Below are 20,214 nucleotides of genomic sequence, written 5' to 3' on the forward strand. Positions count from 1 at the left end.
CCACCATCCCCTAGGGGGCGAGTGTCAGGGTCAACTGGGTGGATCACCGGATGGGTTGACGGCCGGGAAGTCCGTAGCTTCGAAGTGTGACCGCGAGAGGCGGACACGGACACTCGAAGACCACGGAGGCGACATGTCGGCCCGCACCCACACCCCGCCCCACCCGGCGTCCACGGGCCGTGCCGACATCCGGCTGCCCTGGTGGGCCCTCGCCCTGCCGACGCTAGCGTTCGTCACGCTCCTGACGCTGATCCTCAACCCCTCCGACGCGCACGCCGCGACCGCCGAGCCCGCGATCACGCAGCTCTTCGAGCACATACGGCAGTGGATCACGCGCTGAGCACCGCGGAAGCCGCCCGTCAACTCCCTGCGCCCCGTGGCGTGTTTCATGCGAAGCTGGATCTCATGAGCGTCGCAGAACCCCGCAGGATTGTCCTCTTCCGGCATGCGAAAGCCGACTGGCCACAGGTGAACGACCACGAGCGGCCGCTCGCCGACCGGGGCCGAAAGGACGCGGCAGAGGCCGGCCGCAGGCTGGTCGACACCGACGTCCCCTTCGATCTGGCCCTGTGCTCGACCGCGACCCGGACCAGGGAGACCTGGAAGCTCGCCGTCCACGAGTTCCCGCACCGGCCGAAAACCATCTACGAGGAGCGGGTCTACGAAGCCTCGCCCGGCGAGCTGATCGCCCTGCTCAACGAGACACCCGACGACGCGCAGAACGTCCTGCTGATCGGCCACAACCCGGGCGTGCAGGGCCTCGCCGAGATCCTCTCCGGCGCCACCGAGAGCGACGCACGCGAGCGTATGAGCCGCCGCGGCTTCCCGGCCGCCGCCTTCGCGGTCCTCTCCTTCAGCGGCAGCTGGAAGGCCCTGGAGCCCGGCGTGGCCACGCTGCTCGACTACTGGGCCCCCTCCGAGTGACCGACCCACGCGAAGGGGCCCGGCACCGTCACGGTGCCGGGCCCCTTCGCACGTAGGCCCTGGGATGCTGTCGGCCCACCTGCCGCACCTGCCGCACCTGCCGCACCTGCCGCGGCGGCCGTCAGACGTCGTCGTGACTGTCCGCCGTCTCGACCTCTTCGCGGGTGACGCCCAGCAGATACAGGACCGTGTCCAGGAACGGCACGTTCACCGCCGTGTGCGCCGCCTCCCGCACCACCGGCTTCGCGTTGAAGGCGACCCCCAGGCCGGCCGCGTTCAGCATGTCCAGGTCGTTGGCCCCGTCACCGATCGCCACCGTCTGGGCCAGCGGAACCCCTGCCTCGGCCGCGAACCGGCGCAGCAGCCGCGCTTTGCCCGCCCGGTCCACGATCTCGCCGGTGACCCGGCCGGTCAGCTTGCCGTCGACGATCTCCAGCGTGTTCGCCTGCGCGAAGTCGAGCCCGAGCCGCTCCTGGAGGTCATCGGTGACCTGCGTGAATCCACCGGACACGACACCCACTTGATACCCGAGGCGCTTCAACGTGCGGATCAGTGTGCGCGCGCCCGGCGTCAGCCGCACCTCGCTGCGCACCTTCTCCACCACCGAGGCGTCCAGTCCCTCCAGCAGTGCCACGCGCGCGTGCAGCGACTGCTCGAAGTCCAGCTCCCCGCGCATCGCGGCCGCCGTCACCTCGGCCACCTGGTCCTCACAGCCGGCGTGCGCCGCGAAGAGCTCGATCACCTCGTCCTGGATGAGGGTGGAGTCCACGTCCATGACGACCAGACGCTGGGCGCGCCGGTGCAGCCCGGCGGCGACGACCGCGATGTCGACACCCAGTGCCGCCGCGTCGGTGACCAGGGCGGTGCGCAGCGGCTCGGTCTCCACCCCGGACACCGCGAACTCCACCGCCGTCACGGGGTACTTGGCGAGGCGGAAGATACGGTCGATGTTGGCGCCGGACTTCGTGATCCTGGCGGCGATGGCGGCTGTGGCCTCCGCGGTCAGGGGGTGCCCGAGCACCGTCACCAGGGAGCGTCCGAGGCCGCGCGGCCGGTTGTCGCCCAGGCCGGAGATGATCTCCGCCTGCATCTTCATCGACTCGGCCCAGCTGTGGACGGTCGCCCGGAGGTCCCCCTCCATCCCGGCCGGAGGCTGCGTCACGAGAGCGCACAGCGTGATGCGGCCACGGGTGACGACCTGCTCGATGTCGACCACGTCGACCGAGTAGGCGGCCAGCGTGTCGAAGAGTCCGGCCGTGATGCCCGGCCTGTCCTTCCCGAAGATCTTGACGAGAAGGGTGGGGATGTCGGAGGTCTGCGAAGCGCTCATGGTGCTTCCACCGTATCCGGCACCCCGTGCCCGCCGCCCCTGAGGTCCGTCTGGCGGACACGGAACAGTGGGTGTCGGTCGGGTGGCGTGAGCCTTACGGCACGGCCACGACTGCCTCGGTGACGTTGAGGCGGCCCAGGCGGCCCAGGCGGCCCAGGGGGCCCAGGGGGCCCAGGGGGCCCAGGGGGCCCAGGGGGCCCGGCCACCCCAGACGCACTTGTGAGTGACACCCAGGAGCGCCGCTGGTGGATCAGGAACGCCCCTTCGGATTCCTCGGCGGCGGGGGAGTCGGCGGAGGCGGGGGTGGAGGTGGAGGGGGCGGGGATGGAGGCGGAGGCCCGTCGTCCGCTCCGGGCGACGGCCGTTTCCCACGTCCCCGTCCCCGAGGAGGCCGCGGCGACCTTGGAAGCGGCCCGATCGGCCGGACGACCGTGGGCGCACCGTACATGTCGTCGCCACCGTCACGCGCGGGCACGTCCTCGGGCGACCGCGCACCCTGCGCCGGGGCCGCTCCGGGCAGCCCCGCACCCTCCGCCGGGACAGCCCCCGGCGGCCGCGCGTCCTCCGGTTCGCGCAACTGGTCCGGCACACGCAGATACGGGTTCGTCGCCGGGTTCGGAGGCCGGTACGGGGCGCCGGGATCGTACGGCCCGGACCGCCCGGCATAGGGCGAACCCCCGGCACCCTCGGCCGTAGGCCCAGCAGGACCCGTAGACCCCGTGGCCCCCACACCAACCCCCGGGGCCACCCCCGGGTCCACCCTCAGCCCCACCCCCACTCCCACAGCCAACGGTGCCGCCCGCCGCCCCGCAGCCCCACTCACCCGGGCCAGCAGCGCCCCCACGGCCCCCGCCCCCGCGCCCCACGCCGCCCCGAGAACCAGCGCCATACCGAGGTTCCCCCGCAGCTCCACCCCGGCGCCGAACGCGTCGAAGCCCAGCACCGAGAGCGAGGCGTCCACGGACAACGCCGTCAGCCACACCAGCAACGGCAGCGTCAACGCCGTGGCGACCCCGAGCCGCAGCGCGCAGCGCCCGGCGAAACGGAGGGTCCCCGGATCCCGTGCACTCCCGGGATCCCCCGGGCCCCCCACCGGTGTCCGCACCGCCGTCAGCACCCCCGCGAGCAGCATCATCACCGCAGCCGCTACCCCCAGCAGCCACACCCGCCCGTCCAGCTCGGCCAGCCTGCCCAGCGTCACGGACTGGTCGGCGCCGCTGTCGAGCAGGTCGTCCAGGGGATCCGGCAGCAGAGCCGTCAGCGGCCCCGTCGCCCTGCCGTCGAACGGCACGAACAGGCCGAGCGGGATGCCGAGCCACACGCCGTTCGGGGCGCCGAGGAGGGCGGCGCCCGCGATCCGCCTGGGGTGGGCATCGCCGATCGCCGCGTACGCCGCCGCCGCGAGACCGGCCGCGACCGCCACCAGCACCACCGTGACGAGGGCGGACGCGGCGGGCCGTACGACACGGTGGACGGCCTCCCAGCCGCGCGGCAGCGGCGTGCGGCGCGAGGCCAGCAGGGCGATCAGCAGGATGCCGGCGCACCAGCCGAGGCCGCCGAGCAGCGTCGGCGCTGTGTCCACGGTGAAACCGACCGCCGCCTTCGCGTCGACGAGGTCGCCGATCTGGTCGGGCAGCAGCCCGCCGATGTCCCCGACGTCACCCACTCCGGGGATCTCGATCCCGCCCCCGCCGCCGCCCCCGCCTGGCAGGTCGTCGAGCCCCAACGAGCTCCCGTCGATCGTGATGACGTCGTGGCCCGCCCAGGCCAGTCCCCCCAGCATCGCCACGAACAGCGCGACCACCGCGCCCCCGCGCGCGAGAAGTTCGGACGGCGCGATCACAACTCCCGCGCCCCGCAGGGACCGTAGGAAGAACCACGACAGGAGGACCGCGCCGACCAGGCTGACGCCCAGTGGCGTGATCTCGACGGCGGTCGCCGCCTCCGCGCCCGTCAGCCCGAAAGCGGACACATCGCCGGACGGCGTGACAGAACCACCCGCCCCAAGGGCCACCACCGCCGCGGTCATGGGTCCGAGAGAGGCCGAGCTGTCGGCCTCCAGTAAGTGCAGTCCGAGTGCCGCCGTGCCCGCCATCCCGATCAACGCCCAGCTCACGCAGGCGATCGCGGACAACAGGATGTCCCCCCACGGCAACCGCGTGCCGTGCCCCGTGGTCTCGACGTTCGTGGACGCGCTCATGGCAGACCCCCCGATCCGCGGCGCGGCGACTGTTCGCCGCGCATGTCCCCCTCGCGTGGATTACCACTCTCCGGACTGATTTCAACCCCGTCAACGGAACCAGTCGAAGCGCGTAGGCGTGCTCCTCACAAGGCCCGACTTTCGGTCAGGGGGCGGAGCCTGAAATAGTTCCCGACGATGTTCGACATCCCTAGACTCCCTGTGTTGGGGGTAACTCGGGGGACTACTCAGTGGGGCATGGAGTGCCGGAACTCGTACTGGAATTGAATGGACGGACCTGGACGCTCGACGCGTCCAGGCCCTACACCCTCGGACGCGATCCGCAGGGTGACATCGTGCTCGATGACGCCAGGGTGTCCTGGCGGCACGCCACGATCAGCTGGAGCGGCCGCAGTTGGGTCATCGAGGACCACGGCAGCACCAACGGCACGTTCGTGCAGGGCCAGCGGATCCACCACCTGGAGATCGGCCCCGGCTCGGCCGTGCACCTGGGCAACGCGACCGACGGACCGCGCCTGAACCTCTCCGGCACCGCGGCCTCCGTCGCCTCGCCGCAGGCCCAGCCGCAGCAGCAGCCGTACGCCGCACAGGGCGCGAACCCCGGCTGGGCGCCACAGGCCCCCGCCCAGCAGGCACCGCCCCAGCAGATCCCGCAGCAGCAGGCCCCGCCGCAGCAGGCCGGCTGGCAGCAGCAGGCGACGCCGCAGCACCAGCCGCAGTCCGCGGCGAAGGTGCCGCACCAGCAGGGCCCCGGCGGTGGCGCGGGGGCGCCGCCGGTCTACGGCGACCGCAGCCCGACCACGTTCCACCAGTTCTCCGTCGGCCGCGTCATGCGCATCGGCCGTGCCCTGGAGAACGAACTGGTCGTCTCCGATCTCCAGGTCTCCCGGCACCACGCCGAGTTCCACTCGACGCCCGACGGCCGCATGGAGATCCGCGACCTCGGTTCCCACAACGGCACCTACGTCAACGGCCAGCCGATCGCCAAGGGCGGCTCGCAGCTGCTGGGCCCGGCGGACATCGTCGGTGTCGGTCACTCGACGTTCCGGATCGTCGGCGACCGGCTCGAGGAGTTCGTCGACACCGGTGAGGTCTCCTTCTCGGCCCGCCACCTGACCGTCACGGTCGACGGCGGCAAGCAGATCCTCAAGGACGTCTCCTTCGGCGTCCCGGAGAAGTCGCTCATCGCGGTCATCGGCCCGTCCGGCTCGGGCAAGTCGACCCTGCTCAAGGCACTCACCGGCTACCGCCCCGCCAACCAGGGCGACGTCCTCTACGACAACCGGAACCTGTACAAGCAGTTCGCCGAGCTCCGCCAGCGCATCGGTCTGGTCCCGCAGGACGACATCCTGCACAAGGAGCTGACCGTCAAGAAGGCCCTCAAGTACGCGGCCAAGCTCCGCTTCCCGGCCGACACCACGGCCCGCGAGCGCGAGCAGCGCATCGACGAGGTGCTGCGCGAACTCAAACTGGACATCCACAAGGAGAAGAAGGTCACCTCCCTCTCCGGCGGCCAGCGCAAGCGCGTCTCGGTGGCCCTGGAGCTCCTCACCAAGCCGTCGCTGATCTTCCTGGACGAGCCCACCTCGGGCCTCGACCCGGGCATGGACCGCGACGTCATGCAGCTGCTGCGCGGCCTCGCCGACGACGGCCGCACGGTCCTCGTCGTCACGCACTCCGTGGCCGAGCTGGCGATCTGCGACAAGCTCCTCGTCATGGCGCCGGGCGGTGCGGTCGCCTACTTCGGCCCGCCCGAGGAGGCCCTGAACTTCTTCGGCTACGACACCTGGGCCGACGTCTTCTCCGCCTTCGAGAACTACCGCGACTACGACTGGGCGGGACGCTGGAAGGGCTCGCAGCACTACCAGATGTACGCCGCGGACATCGACGCGATCGCGCCGCAGTCCGTACAGATGCCGCCCATGCAGGCGATGAAGCCGCCGAAGCCGCAGGGCTGGCTGTCCCAGTTCGGCACGCTGGTACGCCGCTATGTCTCGGTGATCGCCTCCGACAAGGGCTTCCTGGCCCTGTCGATCATCCTGCCGCTCGTCCTCGGCTCGGTGAGCCTGCTCATCGACTCCGGCAAGGACCTCCTGGTCAACACGGAGATCAACCCGAACACCGGCAAGCCCGTCGCCAACGGCACGGCCCTCACCGTCCTGCTGATCCTCGCGGTGGGCGCCTGCTTCGCCGGCGCCGCCAACTCCGTCCGTGAGCTGATCAAGGAACGGGTCATCTACGAGCGGGAGCGCGCGACCGGCCTGTCCCGGTCCGCGTACCTGATGTCCAAGGTGTTCGTGCTCGGCCTCATCACCGTGCTGCAGGGCCTGATGGTCGGCGTCATCGGCTTCTCCAGCCGCACCATCCCGGACCAGGGCCTGGTCCTCGGCAGCCAGATCCTGCTGGAGCTGTGCATTCCGATCATGGCGCTGGGCTTCACCGCGATGATGTTCGGCCTGATCATCTCGGCCCTGGTGAAGACCGCCGAGAAGACCATGCCGCTGCTGGTCATGTTCGCGATCGTCCAGGTCGTCTTCACCGGCTGCCTGTTCCCGCTGGCCGGCTCCATCGGCGTCAACGAGCTCTCGTACCTGATGCCGTCGCGCTGGGCGGTCGCCGCCGCGGGTGCCACGCTCGACTTCAACCAGATCAGCCCGCCCGCCAAGGGCGACAGCAACGACCCGCTGTGGGAGCACACGGTCGGTGCCTGGTCCATGGACATGATCGCCCTGATCGTCCTCGGTGTGATCTGCGGCTTCTTCGTGGCCCGCTTCCTGCGCCGCCACGAGCCCGAGGTCATGCGCAAGTAGTCGCGTCCCGTACGACGCCCGAAGGGCGGCACCCCGTCAGGAGGGTGCCGCCCTTCGGCGTACGGATCGCAAGGCCCGCGCTACCTCGCTCAGTACGCGCTGTTCACGTTGTCGATCGAGCCGTACCGGTCGGCCGCGTAGTTGGCGGCGGCGGTCAGGTTGGCGACCGGGTCGTACTGGCTGAAGGCCGTGCCCGGGACGTGGTAGGCGTCGAAGGTCGGCTTGATGACCTGCAGCAGACCGATCGACGGCACGCCGTTCTGGGCGTTGATGTCCCAGTTGTTGATCGCGTTCGGGTTGCCCGAGGACTCCCGCATGATGTTGCGGTGGAGGCCGTCGTAGGTGCCCGGGATCTTGTGCTTCTTCATGATGTCCAGGGCCTCGCGGATCCAGCCGTCGAGGTTGTTGGCGTAGGTCTTCGCGGCGACCGGCTTGACCTGGACGCGCTTGGCGGACCGGCTCGCGGCCTCCTTCGCCTTGCGCTCCGCCTCGGCCTTCTTCTTGGCGGCGGCAGCGGCGGCGGCCTTCTTCTTCGCGGCGGCGTCCGCGGCCTTCTTCTTGGCGGCGGCCTCGGCGGCCGCCTTCTTCTTGGCCGCGGCCTCCTGCTCGGCCTTCTTGGCCGCGATGTCCTCGGCCTTCACACTGGCGGAAGCGAGCTGGTCGGTGACGCTGCCCTTGACGTCCTTGATCTGCTCATTGCTGTACGCGACCTTGCCGGTGGGGGCTTCGGCCGTCGTCGTCTGGGCGTTGCCCGGTACGGCGGACAGCGCCAGAGCGGCGGCACCGAGCGTGCCGACACCGGCAATCGCGATCTTGTGCCGGTTGGTCAGCGTACGACTGAGTCGGTTCTTGGCGTTCTTGAGCATGGCAGTGGGACCTCTTCGAAATAGCGCGGAGGTCGCTCGCTGTCCGTCGGGGGACACGGGTGCTTCCTGCACAAACGCCGCGGTGAGAACCCGCGGCGCTGAGCGACGAGAGCAATTCTTAGCGGCCGCAAAATTGCGTGGCAAAGGTGTGACGTACGATCCCCGGTAGTGGACGCACGAAGGGCAAATCGGGACAGACAGGACCGTCTGTGCCGCTCAAAAGGGACGTCACTACCTACTACGGACTTTCGTACGTGACCTGCGCCCTATGCGCGGGCTCACATCGGTCGCGTAACAGTCTCACTGGCAGTTGCTGGCGCAATGCTCTGCGTGAGGGTCCTCCCCCGGGAGGACGAGATGCACGTCGCCGAACTCGTGCCACAGGTAGAGCCCGTGCAGCGCCGCCTCGTAACCGCGGTCGATCGCGGCCCGCCCGGCGACCGCCTCCAGCATCAGCAGATGCGAGGCCTCCGGCTCGTGCAGCCCGGTCAGCAGCCCGTCCACCGCGCGCACCCCGCGCTCCGGCGTGACGACGAGGTCCGTCCACCCCGCACGCGCGCGTACGACCCCGTCGGCGCCCACCGCCGACTCCACCGCCCGCACGGCCGTCGTCCCGACCGCCACCACCCGGCCACCCCCGGCCCGCACCGCGTTGATCAGCCGCGCCGAGCTCTCCGTCACCGCGAACCGCTCCGGATACGGCGGCTCATGCGCCTCCGCCGACGCCACCCCGGTGTGCAACGTCACCGGCGCGAACTGCACCCCCCGACTCACCAGCTCCGTCACCATCTCCACCGTGAAGGGCCGCGCCGCACTGGGCATCTCCGCACTCCCCGCCCCATCGCCCGACGGCAGCGCGAACACGGTCTGATACACGGAGAGCGGCTGGTCCCGCTCGGTATAGGAGTACCGAATCGGCCGCCCGTACTCCCGCATCAACCGGAGAATCCCCGTGCCGTCGTCTGCCACGGCTGGGGTTTCGTCGGTTCGCGCGCCCCGTGCTTCGGGGGTGTCCGTGACCGGGGCTGCGGCGCGGGCTCCCCGGGGGCCTGCGCCCCCTGGCCCGTCGCCGCCTGCGGCCCGCGAGCGCCCGGGACCGGCTCCCTCTCGTCCCTCCATCTGCGTGGCTCGGCCTCTCTCGAAGCCTGCTTCCCCGGCCGCGTCGGTAGCCGCGACCCGGCTTCCCTCGGAGCGGACCCTTTGAATCCCCTCCGAACCAGCTCCCTGCCGCCCCCCGGGACCTGCTCCGCCCACCCCCTCAGCTCCCGCGCGAGCCCCACCCTTTCCCTCGGAACGGACCCTTTGAATCCCCTCCGGACCAGCTCCCTGCCGCCCGCCGGGGCCTGCTCCGCCCACCCCCTCAGCTCCCGCGCGAGCCCCACCCTGTCCCGCGTCCTGCGCGCCACCTTGTCCCGCGTCCTGCGCGCCACTCGCCCCCGGGCCCCGCACGCCCCCCGCTCCCGCGCCCCACGCCCGACCATCACTCCAGGCCCTCGCCCACCAAAGCCGCCCGCTCCCCGAGCTCAGGGGCTCCTCCAGCAGCAGCCCGACCCCGCCCGGCAGCCGCACCTCAGTCCCCGCGGCCCCGCCCGCACGCGCGCGCGTGGTGCCCCGCCCGTCGGGATCCCGCAGCTCGACCGCCCACCGCCCGTCGTCCCCGCGCGTGGAGAAGTGCACGACCACGCGCGCTTGCCCGACCCACCCGTCCACGGCGGCGGCCAGCGTCTGCGACGTGTTGACCACCAGCAGATCCCCGGCCCGCAACAGCCGCGGCAGCTCCCGGAACGCGTGGTGCGACACCTCGGTGCCCCGCGACACCAGCAGCCGTACGGCGTCCCGGCCCAGCCCCGGCCCCCGCTGCTCGGCGGGAACCCGAGCCGACAGCTCCTCCGGCACCCGCACCGCGAGCGTCACCGCCGCCCCTCCAGCAGAGCCGGCGCCTCATAGCGGCCGCTCGCCGGACGCTGGTCCAGCAGCCGCAGGAACGCCGGCACCACACCGGACGGCGCCGGCCGCGGATCGTCGTCGTCCGGTACGGCCGCCGCATACAGGTCCGTGGCCATGTCCCCGGGATCCACCGCCCACACCCGCAGCCCCGGCTCCTCCTCGCCGAGCACCGCCGCGAGATGGTCCAGGGCGGCCTTCGACGCCCCGTACCCGCCCCACGTCTCGTACGCCTCGGCCGCCGCGTCCGAGCTGACCGTGATCACCGCGCCCGCCTCGGACGCCCGCAACAGCGGCAGCGCCTCCTGTACCAGGGCCAGCGCGGCCACCACGTTCACCTCCAGCGCCCGCCGCAGCCCCTCCAGGGGCAGGACGTCCAGCCGTACGAGCGGCTCGGCGCCCAACGCGCTGGCGTTGCTCACCAGCAGGTCGGCACCGCCCAGCCGCCAGGCCGCCGTCACCAGCTCGGACCGGTGCCCGGCGTCCGTTACGTCCCCCGGAACGGCCGTCACGCGCGTGCCGTACGCACGAAGCCCGGCCGCCGCCTCCTGGAGGGCCTCCGCCGTCCTGGCGTCGAGCACCAGATCCCAGCCCCGCGCGGCCAGCGCCTCGGCAAGCGCCCGGCCCAGCCCCTTGGACGCCCCTGTGATGATCGCTACCGGCATGACAACCGTCCCCTCGTCTCCGGCCGCCCGAGCGGCGGTGCCCTCAACCTAGGAACGGGCCCGCCCGCCCCGCCTCGGACGCCGGCCGCAAAGCCGTGGGGCCCTTGGTCCTACGCCGCCCACCGGGGGCCTTTCGCCCTACGCCGCCGAACCTGCGACCGCAGGCCTAGGTCCCGCGGCGCAGCCGGTCGCCGCCACAGGTCCGATCCGGCTGTCACACCCCGCCGGTACCGTGAGGGCATGAGTCAAGGCCCCAGGTCCGGCCTCGCCGCGGTGAGCTCCGCGCTGCTGGCCATGAGCAGGCACCTCGAGGTGCGCGACGTCCTCAAGACGATCGTCGCCTCGGCCCGCGAGCTGCTCGACGCGCAGTACGCGGCGCTCGGCGTCCCGGACGACCACGGCGGCTTCGCCCAGTTCGTGGTCGACGGAGTCAGCGACGACCAGTGGAAGGCCATCGGCCCGCTCCCGCGCCAGCACGGCATCCTCGCGGCGATGCTCCAGGAGGCCAAGGTCGAGCGCCTCGCAGACGTCCGCAAGGACCCCCGCTTCGAGGGCTGGCCGTCGGCCCACCCCGACATGTCCGACTTCCTCGGCCTGCCGATCCGCGACGGCGACGAGGTCATCGGCGCCCTGTTCCTGGCCAACAAGACCTGCCCCAAGCCGGAGGGCAGCTGCGGCTTCACGGCAGAGGACGAGGAACTCCTCTCCATCCTCGCCCAGCACGCCGCCATCGCCCTCACCAACGCCCGCCTCTACGAACGCAGCCGCGAACTGACCATCGCCGAGGAACGCTCGAGGCTGGCCCACGAACTGCACGACGCGGTCAGCCAGAAGCTGTTCTCCCTGCGCCTGACGGCCCAGGCGGCCGCCGCCCTGATCGACCGCGACCCGGCCCGCGCCAAGGGCGAACTGCACCAGGTGGCCGCGCTCGCCGCCGAAGCCGCCGACGAACTGCGCGCCGCGGTCGTCGAGTTGCGCCCAGCGGCCCTCGACGAGGACGGCCTCGTAGCCACCCTGCGCACCCAGATCCACGTCCTCGACCGCGCCCACACCGCGCGCGTCACCTTCGCCGGCCGCGGCGTCAAGGCCCTGCCCGCCGCCCAGGAGGAGGCCGTACTGCGCGTCGCCCAGGAGGCCCTGCACAACGCCCTGCGGCACTCCGGGGCCGAGCACGTCGAGGTGACCCTGGACCGGCGCGGCAGCGGAGCGGTCCTCCGGGTCACGGACGACGGCAGCGGCTTCGACCCGAAGGCGATACGCCGAGCCGGACGCCACCTGGGCCTGGTCTCCATGCGGGACCGGTCGAGCGGGGTCGGCGGCACGCTCGCCGTGGAATCGGCGCCCGGCAAGGGCACCACGATCGAGATGGAGGTCCCCGGTGGGTGACGCAATCAAGGTGCTGCTCGTCGACGACCACCAGGTCGTCCGCCGGGGCCTGCGCACCTTCCTCGAAGTGCAGGACGACATCGAGGTCGTGGGCGAGGCAGCCGACGGCGCCGAGGGAGTGGCCCGCGCCGAGGAACTCAAGCCGGACGTCGTGCTGATGGACGTCAAGATGCCGGGCATGGATGGCGTCGACGCCCTGCGCAAGCTCCGCGAACTCGACAACCCCGCGCGCGTGCTGATCGTCACCAGCTTCACCGAACAGCGCACGGTGATCCCGGCCCTGCGCGCGGGCGCCGCCGGCTACGTCTACAAGGATGTGGACCCCGACGCCCTCGCCGGAGCCATCCGCTCCGTCCACGCCGGCCACATCCTGCTCCAACCCGAGGTCGCCGGCGCCCTGTTGTCCCAGGAGGAGGCCAACTCCGGGCAGGGCAGGGCCGGCTCCCTGACGGAGCGCGAACGCGAGGTGCTCGGCCTGATCGCGGACGGCCGCTCGAACCGCGAGATAGCCCGAGCCCTGGTCCTGTCCGAGAAGACCGTCAAGACCCACGTCTCGAACATCCTGATGAAACTCGACCTCGCGGACCGCACCCAGGCCGCCCTGTGGGCCGTACGCCATGGCGTGACCGGCTGAAACGCTCTCCGCAGGGCATGACGGACGGCAATACGGAGGGTTCCACTCCGGACTGAGATTCATACCGTCGTGGGAATGTCCCCCGGATGGCGCATCCTTCGTGGATCTCCGCCGTTCTTCAGTGCGTGCTGCGGCGACTGCCGCGGCAATCGCAAGGAGGGCTTGAAAGTGAAGAACCTGAAGAAGGCCGTGGCTGTGACGATGGTGGCGGGTGGCCTCATGGCCGCCGGTGCCGGAATGGCCTCCGCCACCGACGGCGCCCACGCCGACGGCAAGGCCGTGGGATCCCCGGGCGTCGCCTCGGGCAACCTCGTCCAGGCCCCGATCCACATCCCGGCCAACGTCTCGGGCAACACCGTGAACGTCGTGGGCATCCTGAACCCGGCCTTCGACAACCTGGCCGTCAACCGCTGACGCCACCCCGAAGCAAGCAGTGACCTCCGGCCTCCCGGCCCACCCCGGGAGGCCGGTCTGTATTCCAGCCCTTGCGCGGATCAGGCCTGTTCGGCGTTCGCGCTGGTCTCTCTGGACGGCGGCTCCGGCCGTTTCGGTGTCGGGGACCGCACGAGGGAGGCCGCATCAGACCGACCCCGTGCCCTCCGACCGTTTCGGCGTCGTGGATGAGCCCGTCTCCATCCCCAGCCCCACCCACCCGCCAGCGCCTTCGCCGCAGGAGGCAGCCCCCATCGGCGCCGCCCCACACCTCCAGCCCGTCCGGCGTTCGAGGACGAGGCCGTTCAGGCCGATACGGGGGCCTGGGGGCTCAGCCCCCGGGACACGGTCACACCAACGCCGGTCACCAACGGCCCGCGCCTCACCGCACCCCCCGCTCCCGCTCCTCCACAACGGAGTTGTACGCCGCGACGAGCGCCCGCCGAGCCACCCGCTCCACCGGCCGCAACGCCTCCGCCCGAGCCCCCATCTCAGCGGAACTCACCGCACCCCCGTGCCCGTTCTCATGAGCCAGCGAGACCAACAACCCCACCCGCTGTGCCAGCTCCAGCACCCGCACCGCCCGCGGCGGATACCCCGGCGCCAACACCTCCCTCCCGCCCGTCGCCCGACCACCGCCCCTCAACGAGGCGCTGCGCGCCGCCCCTCCCCGTTGCTCGACCCGCGCCCGATACGCATCGATCGCCGCCTCGGCCACCGGCCCCGACCCGGCGACGTCCAGCCGTGACAACACCTCCGTCGCGTCCCGCAGGGCCTCCGCGAGCTCCCGCTCGGCCTCACCCAGCGACGGCACATCCGCAGGCGGCGCCTCCCGCACGGGCAGCACATGCCAGACGACCTCGACATGCACATCACCGTCGGGCCCGGCCTCGTACACCTCCGGCACCAACCCGAACGCGGCGCCGTGGCAGACCACCGCCTCCTCGGCGTCCATCGCCCGCGCGTTGAACTCAGGCGGCCCGCTCAGCCCCAGCGGATGCCCCGGCACCGGCAGAGCGACCCGCAGCCCGTTCACCCCGAGCGTCCGCAGCCGGCCCAACGCCAGCGTGAGACCGACGGGCGCCGACTCACCCGGCAGCCCCTCCACCCGGTGCACGGCATCGTCCCCGACGATCTCCAGCACAGCGTCGTCCGGCGAGACAAGTCCGGCCAAAAGGGCATTTCCCCAAGCGGCAAGGTGTCCTGAACGTGGTTCCGAGAGCATGCCCCCACCCTAAGGACCGGACCGATGGAATGAAGCGCCCGACCGGTGGCGTAGATTTCCTAGAGGGCTGCGCCCACCGGCGCACGCGACCACCGAGACGCCGAGACGCCGAGACCGGTCACACTGCAAGGGGAGACAACGCGCTCATGAGCGATGTTCTGGAGCTTCAGGACGTATCCGTGGTCCGTGAGGGCCGGGCTCTGGTGGACCAGGTCTCCTGGTCGGTCAAGGAGGGCGAGCGCTGGGTCATCCTCGGCCCGAACGGAGCCGGCAAGACCACCCTCCTGAACCTCGCCTCCAGCTACCTCTACCCGACCACGGGCACCGCCACCATCCTCGGCGAGACCCTCGGCAAGCCCGGCACCGACGTCTTCGAGCTGCGTCCGCGCATCGGCATGGCCGGCATCGCCATGACCGAGAAGCTGCCCAAGCGCCAGACCGTCCTCCAGACCGTGCTGACCGCCGCGTACGGCATGACCGCCACCTGGAACGAGGACTACGAGGAGATCGACGAACAGCGCGCCCGCGCCTTCCTCGACCGCCTCGGCATGAGCGACTACCTCGACCGGAGGTTCGGCACCCTCTCAGAGGGCGAGCGCAAGCGCACCCTGATCTCCCGCGCCCTCATGGCCGACCCCGAGCTGCTCCTCCTCGACGAGCCCGCCGCCGGCCTCGACCTCGGCGGCCGCGAAGACCTGGTCCGCCGCCTCGGCCGCCTCGCCCGCGATCCGATCGCCCCCTCGATGCTCATGGTCACCCACCACGTCGAGGAGATCCCCCCGGGCTTCACCCACGTCCTGATGATCCGCCAGGGCAAGGTCCTCGCCGCCGGCCCGATGGAGCTCGAACTCACCTCCCGCAACCTCTCCCTCTGCTTCGGCCTCCCCCTGGTCGTCGAGCAGGTCGGCGACCGCTGGACCGCCCAGGGCCTCCCGCTCTCCTGACCTCCTCTCGAACGATCGGCGCCCTGTCCGCGACAGGGCCCTCGGTCCTACCATGACCATGTGGAAATCGACGCGTGGGTTTGGTGGTTGATAGGCGCGGCAGCGCTCGGCATCGGGCTCGTGATCACCGCGATGCCCGAACTCGGCATGCTGGCGGTCGGCGCCGTCGCCGCCGCCCTGGTGGCCGGCGTCTTCGGCGGTGACGCCGTGGTCCAGGTCGTGTCCTTCGTCGTCGTCTCGACCGCACTCATCGCCGTCGTCCGGCCCATCGCGAACAGACACCGTGCACAACGGCCCCAACTCGCCACCGGCATCGACGCGTTGAAGGGCAAACAGGCCGTCGTCCTGGAGCGCGTCGACGCGTCCGGCGGCCGGATCAAGCTCGCCGGAGAAGTCTGGTCCGCACGCTCCCTCGACACCGACCGCACCTTCGAACCAGGCCAGGAGGTGGATGTCGTGGACATCGAGGGGGCCACGGCGATCGTCATGTGACCTCGCACGACGTAAGTGGCGCGAACGCGCCACGGGCCACGCGACGGTCTGTCAGACTCGACCAGCAAGATCTTCAACAACCATAAGATCTGCCGAAGTTGCCGCAGCGGAGAAGGGGTACGGGGAAACGACGATGGAACCGGTCATCATCGTATTGATCATTCTGGTGGTGTTGGTCTTCATCGCCCTGATCAAGACGATCCAGGTCATCCCACAGGCGAGCGCGGCCATCGTCGAACGCTTCGGCCGCTACACGCGGACGCTCAACGCGGGCCTCAACATCGTGGTCCCGTTCATCGACACCATCCGCAACCGCATCGACCTGCGCGAACAGGTCGTGCCGTTCCCGCCGCAGCCGGTGATCACCCAGGACAACCTGGTCGTGAACATCGACACGGTCATCTACTACCAGGTGACCGACGCCCGCGCCGCCACCTACGAGGTCGCCAGCTACATCCAGGCGATCGAGCAGCTCACGGTCACCACGCTCCGCAACATCATCGGCGGCATGGACCTGGAGCGCACCCTGACCTCCCGCGAGGAGATCAACGCGGCTCTGCGCGGCGTCCTCGACGAGGCCACCGGCAAGTGGGGCATCCGCGTCAACCGCGTCGAGCTCAAGGCGATCGAGCCCCCCACCTCCATCCAGGACTCGATGGAGAAGCAGATGCGCGCCGACCGTGACAAGCGCGCCGCGATCCTCACCGCCGAAGGTACGCGCCAGGCCGCCATCCTCACCGCCGAAGGTGAGAAGCAGTCCCAGATCCTGCGCGCCGAAGGTGAGGCCAAGGCCGCCGCCCTGCGCGCGGAAGGCGAGGCCCAGGCCGTCCGCACGGTCTTCGAGGCCATCCACGCCGGCGACCCCGACCAGAAGCTCCTCTCCTACCAGTACCTCCAGATGCTCCCGAAGATCGCCGAAGGCGACGCCAACAAGCTCTGGATCGTCCCCAGCGAAATCGGCGACGCCCTCAAGGGCCTGTCCGGCGCCATGGGCAACCTGGGCGGCCTCGGCGGCGGCTCAGGAGCCAACGGCGGCACAGGTACGGAACGCCGAGAGAAGCCGTCCATCGACTGACCCGCTTCCGCGGTACGACAAAGGGGCCCGCCTTCTCAGGAAGGCGGGCCCCGAACACCTTCAGGGGCGAGGGGAACTGCGCGACCAGCCACAAACCACCCGCAGCCAAAGAACAACCTCAGGACTCACGGCGATTGGTCAGGCAGCGTCCCGAGCAAGCCAATCCGGCAGCGCCTGGAGGTCGTCGGCCCCCAGCGCCAACAACATCGCATCGGCCGGCGTCGGCTCGAACGGCTCCCGAAGCAACGGCATCCCCGCCTGCTCAGGCGTCCGGTCAGCCTTCCGATGATTGTCCTCCGCACACGAGGCGACCGTATTCAGCCACGTGTCCTGACCACCCCGGGACCGCGGCACCACGTGGTCCACGGTCGTGGCCCGACGCCCGCAGTACGCGCACCGGTGCCGGTCCCGCACCAGTACACCCCGCCTCGACCACGGCGCTTGTCTTCGGAACGGCACCCGTACGTACCTGCACAGCCTGATCACCCGAGGCGCGGGTATGTCCACCGCGGCTCCACGCATACGCAGTTCGGGGTGCGCCTGCTCGACGACTGCCTTGTCCTGAAGCACCAGAACGATGGCTCGATTCAACGTCACCGTCGACAGCGGCTCGAAGCTCGCGTTCAGTACCAGCGTGTCCCGCATCGCAGCCCACCTCCCGTGCGCACCTGCCCACCCCCTGGCGGGCTGGGATCAACTCTGGCCGGGCACGCCGAGATGGACAACGAAATAAAAAATGCCCGCCTCTGATCACTTCCATGACCAGGGGCGGGCAAACGTTCCATGAACGTCAGGCTTCGGCAGGCACCTCGTATTCGGCGATCACGTGCGCGCGAGCGATGGCGTGGAACCGCAGGTTGAACCCGACGACAGCCGGGCTGGCGTCCGAGTCCGGACCGAGCTTCTCCTGATCCACGGCGTACACCGTGAACACATAGCGGTGCGGCCCGTCACCCGGGGGCGGCGCGGCACCACCGAAGTCCTTGGACCCGTAGTCGTTCCGCGCTTGTACGGCACCCTCCGGCAGCCCCTCGAACTTGCCGCTGCCCGCACCCACCGGCAACTCGGTCACCGAGGCCGGGATGTCGAACACGACCCAGTGCCAGAACCCGCTGCCCGTTGGGGCGTCAGGGTCGTAGCAGGTCACGGCGAAGCTCTTGGTCTCGGCCGGGAAACCCTCCCAGCGCAGCTGCGGCGAGGTGTTGCCGGCCGCGTAGACCTGAGCGTCCTTGAGGGTCCCGCCGGACTCGACGTCCTCACTCGTGACCGTGAAGGACGGCACGGGCGGATGGAAGTCGTGGGGCAGCGGCCGCCTCTTGAGCTCGGTCACTTCGATACCTCCTGACGAAACAGTGGAATCAGCTGTTCCGAGCCTAGAACCAGTTGCGCTTGCTGCCGACCTCGGACAGCCACTGGTTGAGGTAAGCCGCCCAGTCGGTCCCCTGGAAGTCGGTCAGCCCCACCTGGAACGACCGGAAGGTGTCGCTGCCCTCACTGAACAGCCCCGGCTTCTTGTCCATCTCCAGGACGACGTCCATCGTGTGCGCGTCCGCGACGAAGCTCAACTCGACCTGGTTGATACCGCGGTACTGCTGCGGCGGGAAGAACTCGATCTCCTGGTAGAAGGGCAGCTTCTGCCGCGTACCCCGGATGTGACCGCGCTCCATGTCCGCGCTCTTGAAGCGGAAGCCCAGCTGGATGAAGGCGTCGAGGATCGCCTTCTGCGCGGGCAGAGGGTGCACGTTGATCGGGTCCAGGTCCGTGGAGTCCACGGCCCGCGCGATCGACAGCTCCGTCGTCACACCGATGTTCATGCCCCGCAGCGCCTGGCCGTCGATCGTCGTGACCGGCGTCTCCCACGGGATCTCCAGCCCGAACGGCACCGCGTGCACGGCCCCGGCCTGCAGCTCGAAGGCGCCACCCAGCGACATCTTCGTGAACTCGATGTCCTGCTTGTACTCCGAGTCCTGGCCCTCGACCTCGACACGCGCCTGAAGGCCCACCGACAGGCCCTCGATGTTCTGGTTCACGGACCCGCCCTGAATCCGCACCTCACCCTGGACGACACCGCCCGGAACGACGTTGATCTCCGTCAGCACCGTTTCGACCGAAGCCCCGCCGGCCCCCAGGCTCGCGAGCAGCTTCTTGAACGCCATGACTCTCCTCTTTTCAGAGTGGATCCTTGATCCCTACAAACGCGATCCGGCCGTGGCCGGTTCCGCGTCCCACCCTGGCAAGACGCACGCCCCCTGACCACCCCGTCGCGACCACCCGTCTGCACTACCCTCGGACGGCATGATCGCGACCCCCGACCGTACGCCCTTGCCCCGGGACTTCTTCGACCGACCCGTCCTGGAAGTCGCCCCCGACCTCCTCGGCCGCATCCTCGTACGCACCACCCCGGACGGTCCGATCGCTCTGCGCCTCACCGAGGTCGAGGCCTACGACGGCCCCAACGACCCCGGCTCCCACGCCTATCGCGGCCGCACACCCCGCAACGACGTGATGTTCGGTCCCCCTGGACACGTCTACGTCTACTTCACCTACGGCATGTGGCACTGCATGAACCTGGTGTGCGGCCCCGACGGGCAGGCATGCGCGGTCCTGCTGCGCGCCGGCGAGATCGTCGAGGGCGCCGAGCTCGCCCGCACCCGGCGACTCTCGGCCCGCAACGACAAGGAACTGGCCAAAGGCCCGGCTCGCCTGGCCACCGCCCTGGGCGTGGACCGAGCCTTGGACGGCACGGACGCGTGCGCCACCGGCGAAACCCCGCTGAGGATCCTGACCGGCACCCCGACCCCCTCCGACCAGGTACGCAACGGCCCACGCACCGGCGTGGCGGGGGACGGCGGAAACGGCGACATCCACCCCTGGCGCTACTGGATCGCCAACGACCCCACGGTGAGCCCCTACCGGGCCCACGTCCCGAGGCGCCGCCGAAGTTGACTCGTCTAGGCGAGGCGCGTAACGTGGCCCGAGCCGCTGAACCGGGTACTGCGAAGTCAGCAGCCGGAGCGGCCAACCCACTACCAACGAAACACCCTCGACGGGGTCGTTTTTGGCATGCCTGCATGCCTGAATTCGAGCCCACAGAGCCCGATTATGAATCGGGCGGGGGAATCGGCTAACGTAGTGAATGTCGAAAGGCCGACAGGCGAAAGCCCAGAGCCCAACGACAACCCCCCGACAGGGAATCGGATCGGAAAAGGATCTGATAGAGTCGGAAACGCAAGACCGAAGGGAAGCGCCCGGAGGAAAGCCCGAGAGGGTGAGTACAAAGGAAGCGT

Annotated in this window: 19 protein-coding genes and 1 pseudogene; 10 read left to right on the forward strand and 10 right to left on the reverse strand. The window is 70.4% G+C overall.

Translation table 11 applies throughout. From position 1 onward, the window contains the following. Positions 1 to 133 precede the first annotated feature (133 nt). Together ACFZBP_RS29880 and ACFZBP_RS29885 are read left to right on the forward strand one after the other, a co-directional pair. On the forward strand, positions 134 to 340 hold the full coding sequence (locus ACFZBP_RS29880) for a hypothetical protein (RefSeq protein WP_383445603.1): 207 nt from the start codon (positions 134 to 136) through the stop codon (positions 338 to 340). Between the two features lie 65 nt (positions 341 to 405). Continuing rightward, positions 406 to 924, forward strand: a complete 519-nt coding sequence (locus ACFZBP_RS29885) for a SixA phosphatase family protein (protein WP_383445606.1) — start codon at positions 406 to 408, stop codon at positions 922 to 924. A gap of 121 nt (positions 925 to 1,045) precedes the next feature. Here ACFZBP_RS29885 and serB read toward each other — a convergent pair whose 3' ends face one another. Both serB and ACFZBP_RS29895 read right to left on the reverse strand, forming a co-directional pair. Further along, the gene (serB, locus tag ACFZBP_RS29890; RefSeq protein ID WP_391417575.1) at positions 1,046 to 2,254 is read right to left on the reverse strand and encodes a phosphoserine phosphatase SerB; all 1,209 of its coding nucleotides are present in this window, start codon (positions 2,252 to 2,254) and stop codon (positions 1,046 to 1,048) included. Positions 2,255 to 2,504: 250 nt separating this feature from the next. Further along, positions 2,505 to 4,454: a streptophobe family protein gene (locus ACFZBP_RS29895; RefSeq protein ID WP_391417577.1), complete on the reverse strand. Its 1,950-nt coding sequence runs from the start codon at positions 4,452 to 4,454 to the stop codon at positions 2,505 to 2,507. Positions 4,455 to 4,696: 242 nt separating this feature from the next. Here ACFZBP_RS29895 and ACFZBP_RS29900 point away from each other — a divergent pair, with 242 nt between their 5' ends. Then, on the forward strand, positions 4,697 to 7,264 hold the full coding sequence (locus ACFZBP_RS29900; protein WP_391417578.1) for an FHA domain-containing protein: 2,568 nt from the start codon (positions 4,697 to 4,699) through the stop codon (positions 7,262 to 7,264). A gap of 89 nt (positions 7,265 to 7,353) precedes the next feature. On the opposite strand, the gene ACFZBP_RS29905 is transcribed toward ACFZBP_RS29900, so the two are convergent. From ACFZBP_RS29905 to ACFZBP_RS29920, 4 genes and pseudogenes are all read right to left on the reverse strand, one after another. Next, positions 7,354 to 8,130 carry a transglycosylase SLT domain-containing protein gene (locus tag ACFZBP_RS29905; protein ID WP_391417580.1) on the reverse strand — a complete coding sequence of 259 codons (777 nt, stop codon included), beginning with the start codon at positions 8,128 to 8,130 and terminating at the stop codon, positions 7,354 to 7,356. 300 nt (positions 8,131 to 8,430) lie between these two features. Then, positions 8,431 to 9,486 (reverse strand): S-adenosylmethionine:tRNA ribosyltransferase-isomerase, encoded by a 1,056-nt coding sequence (locus tag ACFZBP_RS29910; RefSeq protein WP_391417620.1) that lies wholly within the window; start codon positions 9,484 to 9,486, stop codon positions 8,431 to 8,433. A gap of 330 nt (positions 9,487 to 9,816) precedes the next feature. Next, positions 9,817 to 10,044, reverse strand: a pseudogene (locus tag ACFZBP_RS29915) (S-adenosylmethionine:tRNA ribosyltransferase-isomerase); the annotation flags it as partial. Continuing rightward, a complete protein-coding gene (locus ACFZBP_RS29920; protein WP_391417583.1) occupies positions 10,041 to 10,739 on the reverse strand; it encodes an SDR family NAD(P)-dependent oxidoreductase in 699 nt (232 codons plus the stop codon). The gene ACFZBP_RS29920 and the pseudogene ACFZBP_RS29915, both read right to left, overlap by 4 nt. A gap of 240 nt (positions 10,740 to 10,979) precedes the next feature. Here ACFZBP_RS29920 and ACFZBP_RS29925 point away from each other — a divergent pair, with 240 nt between their 5' ends. The 3 genes from ACFZBP_RS29925 (at position 10,980) to chpE (ending at position 13,173) form a co-directional block, all read left to right on the forward strand. Beyond that, positions 10,980 to 12,125 (forward strand): GAF domain-containing sensor histidine kinase, encoded by a 1,146-nt coding sequence (locus ACFZBP_RS29925; RefSeq protein WP_383445623.1) that lies wholly within the window; start codon positions 10,980 to 10,982, stop codon positions 12,123 to 12,125. Further along, positions 12,118 to 12,759, forward strand: a complete 642-nt coding sequence (locus tag ACFZBP_RS29930; RefSeq protein WP_030053710.1) for a response regulator transcription factor — start codon at positions 12,118 to 12,120, stop codon at positions 12,757 to 12,759. Before ACFZBP_RS29925 ends, ACFZBP_RS29930 begins: the two co-directional genes overlap by 8 nt. 168 nt (positions 12,760 to 12,927) lie before the next feature. Further along, positions 12,928 to 13,173, forward strand: a complete 246-nt coding sequence (gene chpE, locus ACFZBP_RS29935; RefSeq protein WP_062725682.1) for a chaplin ChpE — start codon at positions 12,928 to 12,930, stop codon at positions 13,171 to 13,173. A 400-nt stretch (positions 13,174 to 13,573) separates the two neighbouring features. Here chpE and ACFZBP_RS29940 read toward each other — a convergent pair whose 3' ends face one another. Beyond that, positions 13,574 to 14,416 carry a hypothetical protein gene (locus ACFZBP_RS29940; protein WP_383445628.1) on the reverse strand — a complete coding sequence of 281 codons (843 nt, stop codon included), beginning with the start codon at positions 14,414 to 14,416 and terminating at the stop codon, positions 13,574 to 13,576. A gap of 146 nt (positions 14,417 to 14,562) precedes the next feature. Between ACFZBP_RS29940 and ACFZBP_RS29945 the strand changes: the two genes are divergently transcribed. The 3 genes from ACFZBP_RS29945 (at position 14,563) to ACFZBP_RS29955 (ending at position 16,927) form a co-directional block, all read left to right on the forward strand. Then, positions 14,563 to 15,360 carry an ABC transporter ATP-binding protein gene (locus ACFZBP_RS29945; protein WP_030053712.1) on the forward strand — a complete coding sequence of 266 codons (798 nt, stop codon included), beginning with the start codon at positions 14,563 to 14,565 and terminating at the stop codon, positions 15,358 to 15,360. A gap of 60 nt (positions 15,361 to 15,420) precedes the next feature. Beyond that, positions 15,421 to 15,852, forward strand: coding sequence for an NfeD family protein (locus tag ACFZBP_RS29950; protein WP_383445631.1), 432 nt, complete (start codon positions 15,421 to 15,423; stop codon positions 15,850 to 15,852). Positions 15,853 to 15,985: 133 nt separating this feature from the next. Next, a complete protein-coding gene (locus ACFZBP_RS29955) occupies positions 15,986 to 16,927 on the forward strand; it encodes an SPFH domain-containing protein (RefSeq protein ID WP_383445634.1) in 942 nt (313 codons plus the stop codon). Positions 16,928 to 17,065: 138 nt separating this feature from the next. On the opposite strand, the gene ACFZBP_RS29960 is transcribed toward ACFZBP_RS29955, so the two are convergent. The 3 genes from ACFZBP_RS29960 to ACFZBP_RS29970 form a co-directional block, all read right to left on the reverse strand. After that, a complete protein-coding gene (locus ACFZBP_RS29960) occupies positions 17,066 to 17,572 on the reverse strand; it encodes an HNH endonuclease (RefSeq protein ID WP_234768147.1) in 507 nt (168 codons plus the stop codon). A gap of 145 nt (positions 17,573 to 17,717) precedes the next feature. Continuing rightward, positions 17,718 to 18,257 (reverse strand): YbhB/YbcL family Raf kinase inhibitor-like protein, encoded by a 540-nt coding sequence (locus tag ACFZBP_RS29965; RefSeq protein ID WP_383445638.1) that lies wholly within the window; start codon positions 18,255 to 18,257, stop codon positions 17,718 to 17,720. Between the two features lie 43 nt (positions 18,258 to 18,300). Further along, positions 18,301 to 19,083, reverse strand: a complete 783-nt coding sequence (locus ACFZBP_RS29970; RefSeq protein ID WP_383445641.1) for a sporulation protein — start codon at positions 19,081 to 19,083, stop codon at positions 18,301 to 18,303. 139 nt (positions 19,084 to 19,222) lie between these two features. Here ACFZBP_RS29970 and ACFZBP_RS29975 point away from each other — a divergent pair, with 139 nt between their 5' ends. Then, positions 19,223 to 19,873, forward strand: coding sequence for a DNA-3-methyladenine glycosylase (locus tag ACFZBP_RS29975; protein WP_383445644.1), 651 nt, complete (start codon positions 19,223 to 19,225; stop codon positions 19,871 to 19,873). The last annotated feature ends 341 nt before the right edge of the window (positions 19,874 to 20,214 follow it).

The sequence above is a fragment of the Streptomyces sp. NPDC008086 genome, assembly GCF_042957325.1.
Taxonomy (GTDB): domain Bacteria; phylum Actinomycetota; class Actinomycetes; order Streptomycetales; family Streptomycetaceae; genus Streptomyces.

What these genes read in the sequence shown, in the direction of transcription:
- ACFZBP_RS29880 (WP_383445603.1), top strand. Translation starts at nt 134, where the DNA reads ATGTCGGCCCGCACCCACACCCCGCCCCACCCGGCGTCCACGGGCCGT.
- ACFZBP_RS29885 (WP_383445606.1), top strand. Translation starts at nt 406, where the DNA reads ATGAGCGTCGCAGAACCCCGCAGGATTGTCCTCTTCCGGCATGCGAAA.
- serB (WP_391417575.1), bottom strand. Translation starts at nt 2,254, where the DNA reads ATGAGCGCTTCGCAGACCTCCGACATCCCCACCCTTCTCGTCAAGATC.
- ACFZBP_RS29895 (WP_391417577.1), bottom strand. Translation starts at nt 4,454, where the DNA reads ATGAGCGCGTCCACGAACGTCGAGACCACGGGGCACGGCACGCGGTTG.
- ACFZBP_RS29905 (WP_391417580.1), bottom strand. Translation starts at nt 8,130, where the DNA reads ATGCTCAAGAACGCCAAGAACCGACTCAGTCGTACGCTGACCAACCGG.
- ACFZBP_RS29920 (WP_391417583.1), bottom strand. Translation starts at nt 10,739, where the DNA reads ATGCCGGTAGCGATCATCACAGGGGCGTCCAAGGGGCTGGGCCGGGCG.
- ACFZBP_RS29925 (WP_383445623.1), top strand. Translation starts at nt 10,980, where the DNA reads ATGAGTCAAGGCCCCAGGTCCGGCCTCGCCGCGGTGAGCTCCGCGCTG.
- ACFZBP_RS29940 (WP_383445628.1), bottom strand. Translation starts at nt 14,416, where the DNA reads ATGCTCTCGGAACCACGTTCAGGACACCTTGCCGCTTGGGGAAATGCC.
- ACFZBP_RS29945 (WP_030053712.1), top strand. Translation starts at nt 14,563, where the DNA reads ATGAGCGATGTTCTGGAGCTTCAGGACGTATCCGTGGTCCGTGAGGGC.
- ACFZBP_RS29955 (WP_383445634.1), top strand. Translation starts at nt 15,986, where the DNA reads ATGGAACCGGTCATCATCGTATTGATCATTCTGGTGGTGTTGGTCTTC.
- ACFZBP_RS29960 (WP_234768147.1), bottom strand. Translation starts at nt 17,572, where the DNA reads ATGCGGGACACGCTGGTACTGAACGCGAGCTTCGAGCCGCTGTCGACG.
- ACFZBP_RS29970 (WP_383445641.1), bottom strand. Translation starts at nt 19,083, where the DNA reads ATGGCGTTCAAGAAGCTGCTCGCGAGCCTGGGGGCCGGCGGGGCTTCG.
- ACFZBP_RS29975 (WP_383445644.1), top strand. Translation starts at nt 19,223, where the DNA reads ATGATCGCGACCCCCGACCGTACGCCCTTGCCCCGGGACTTCTTCGAC.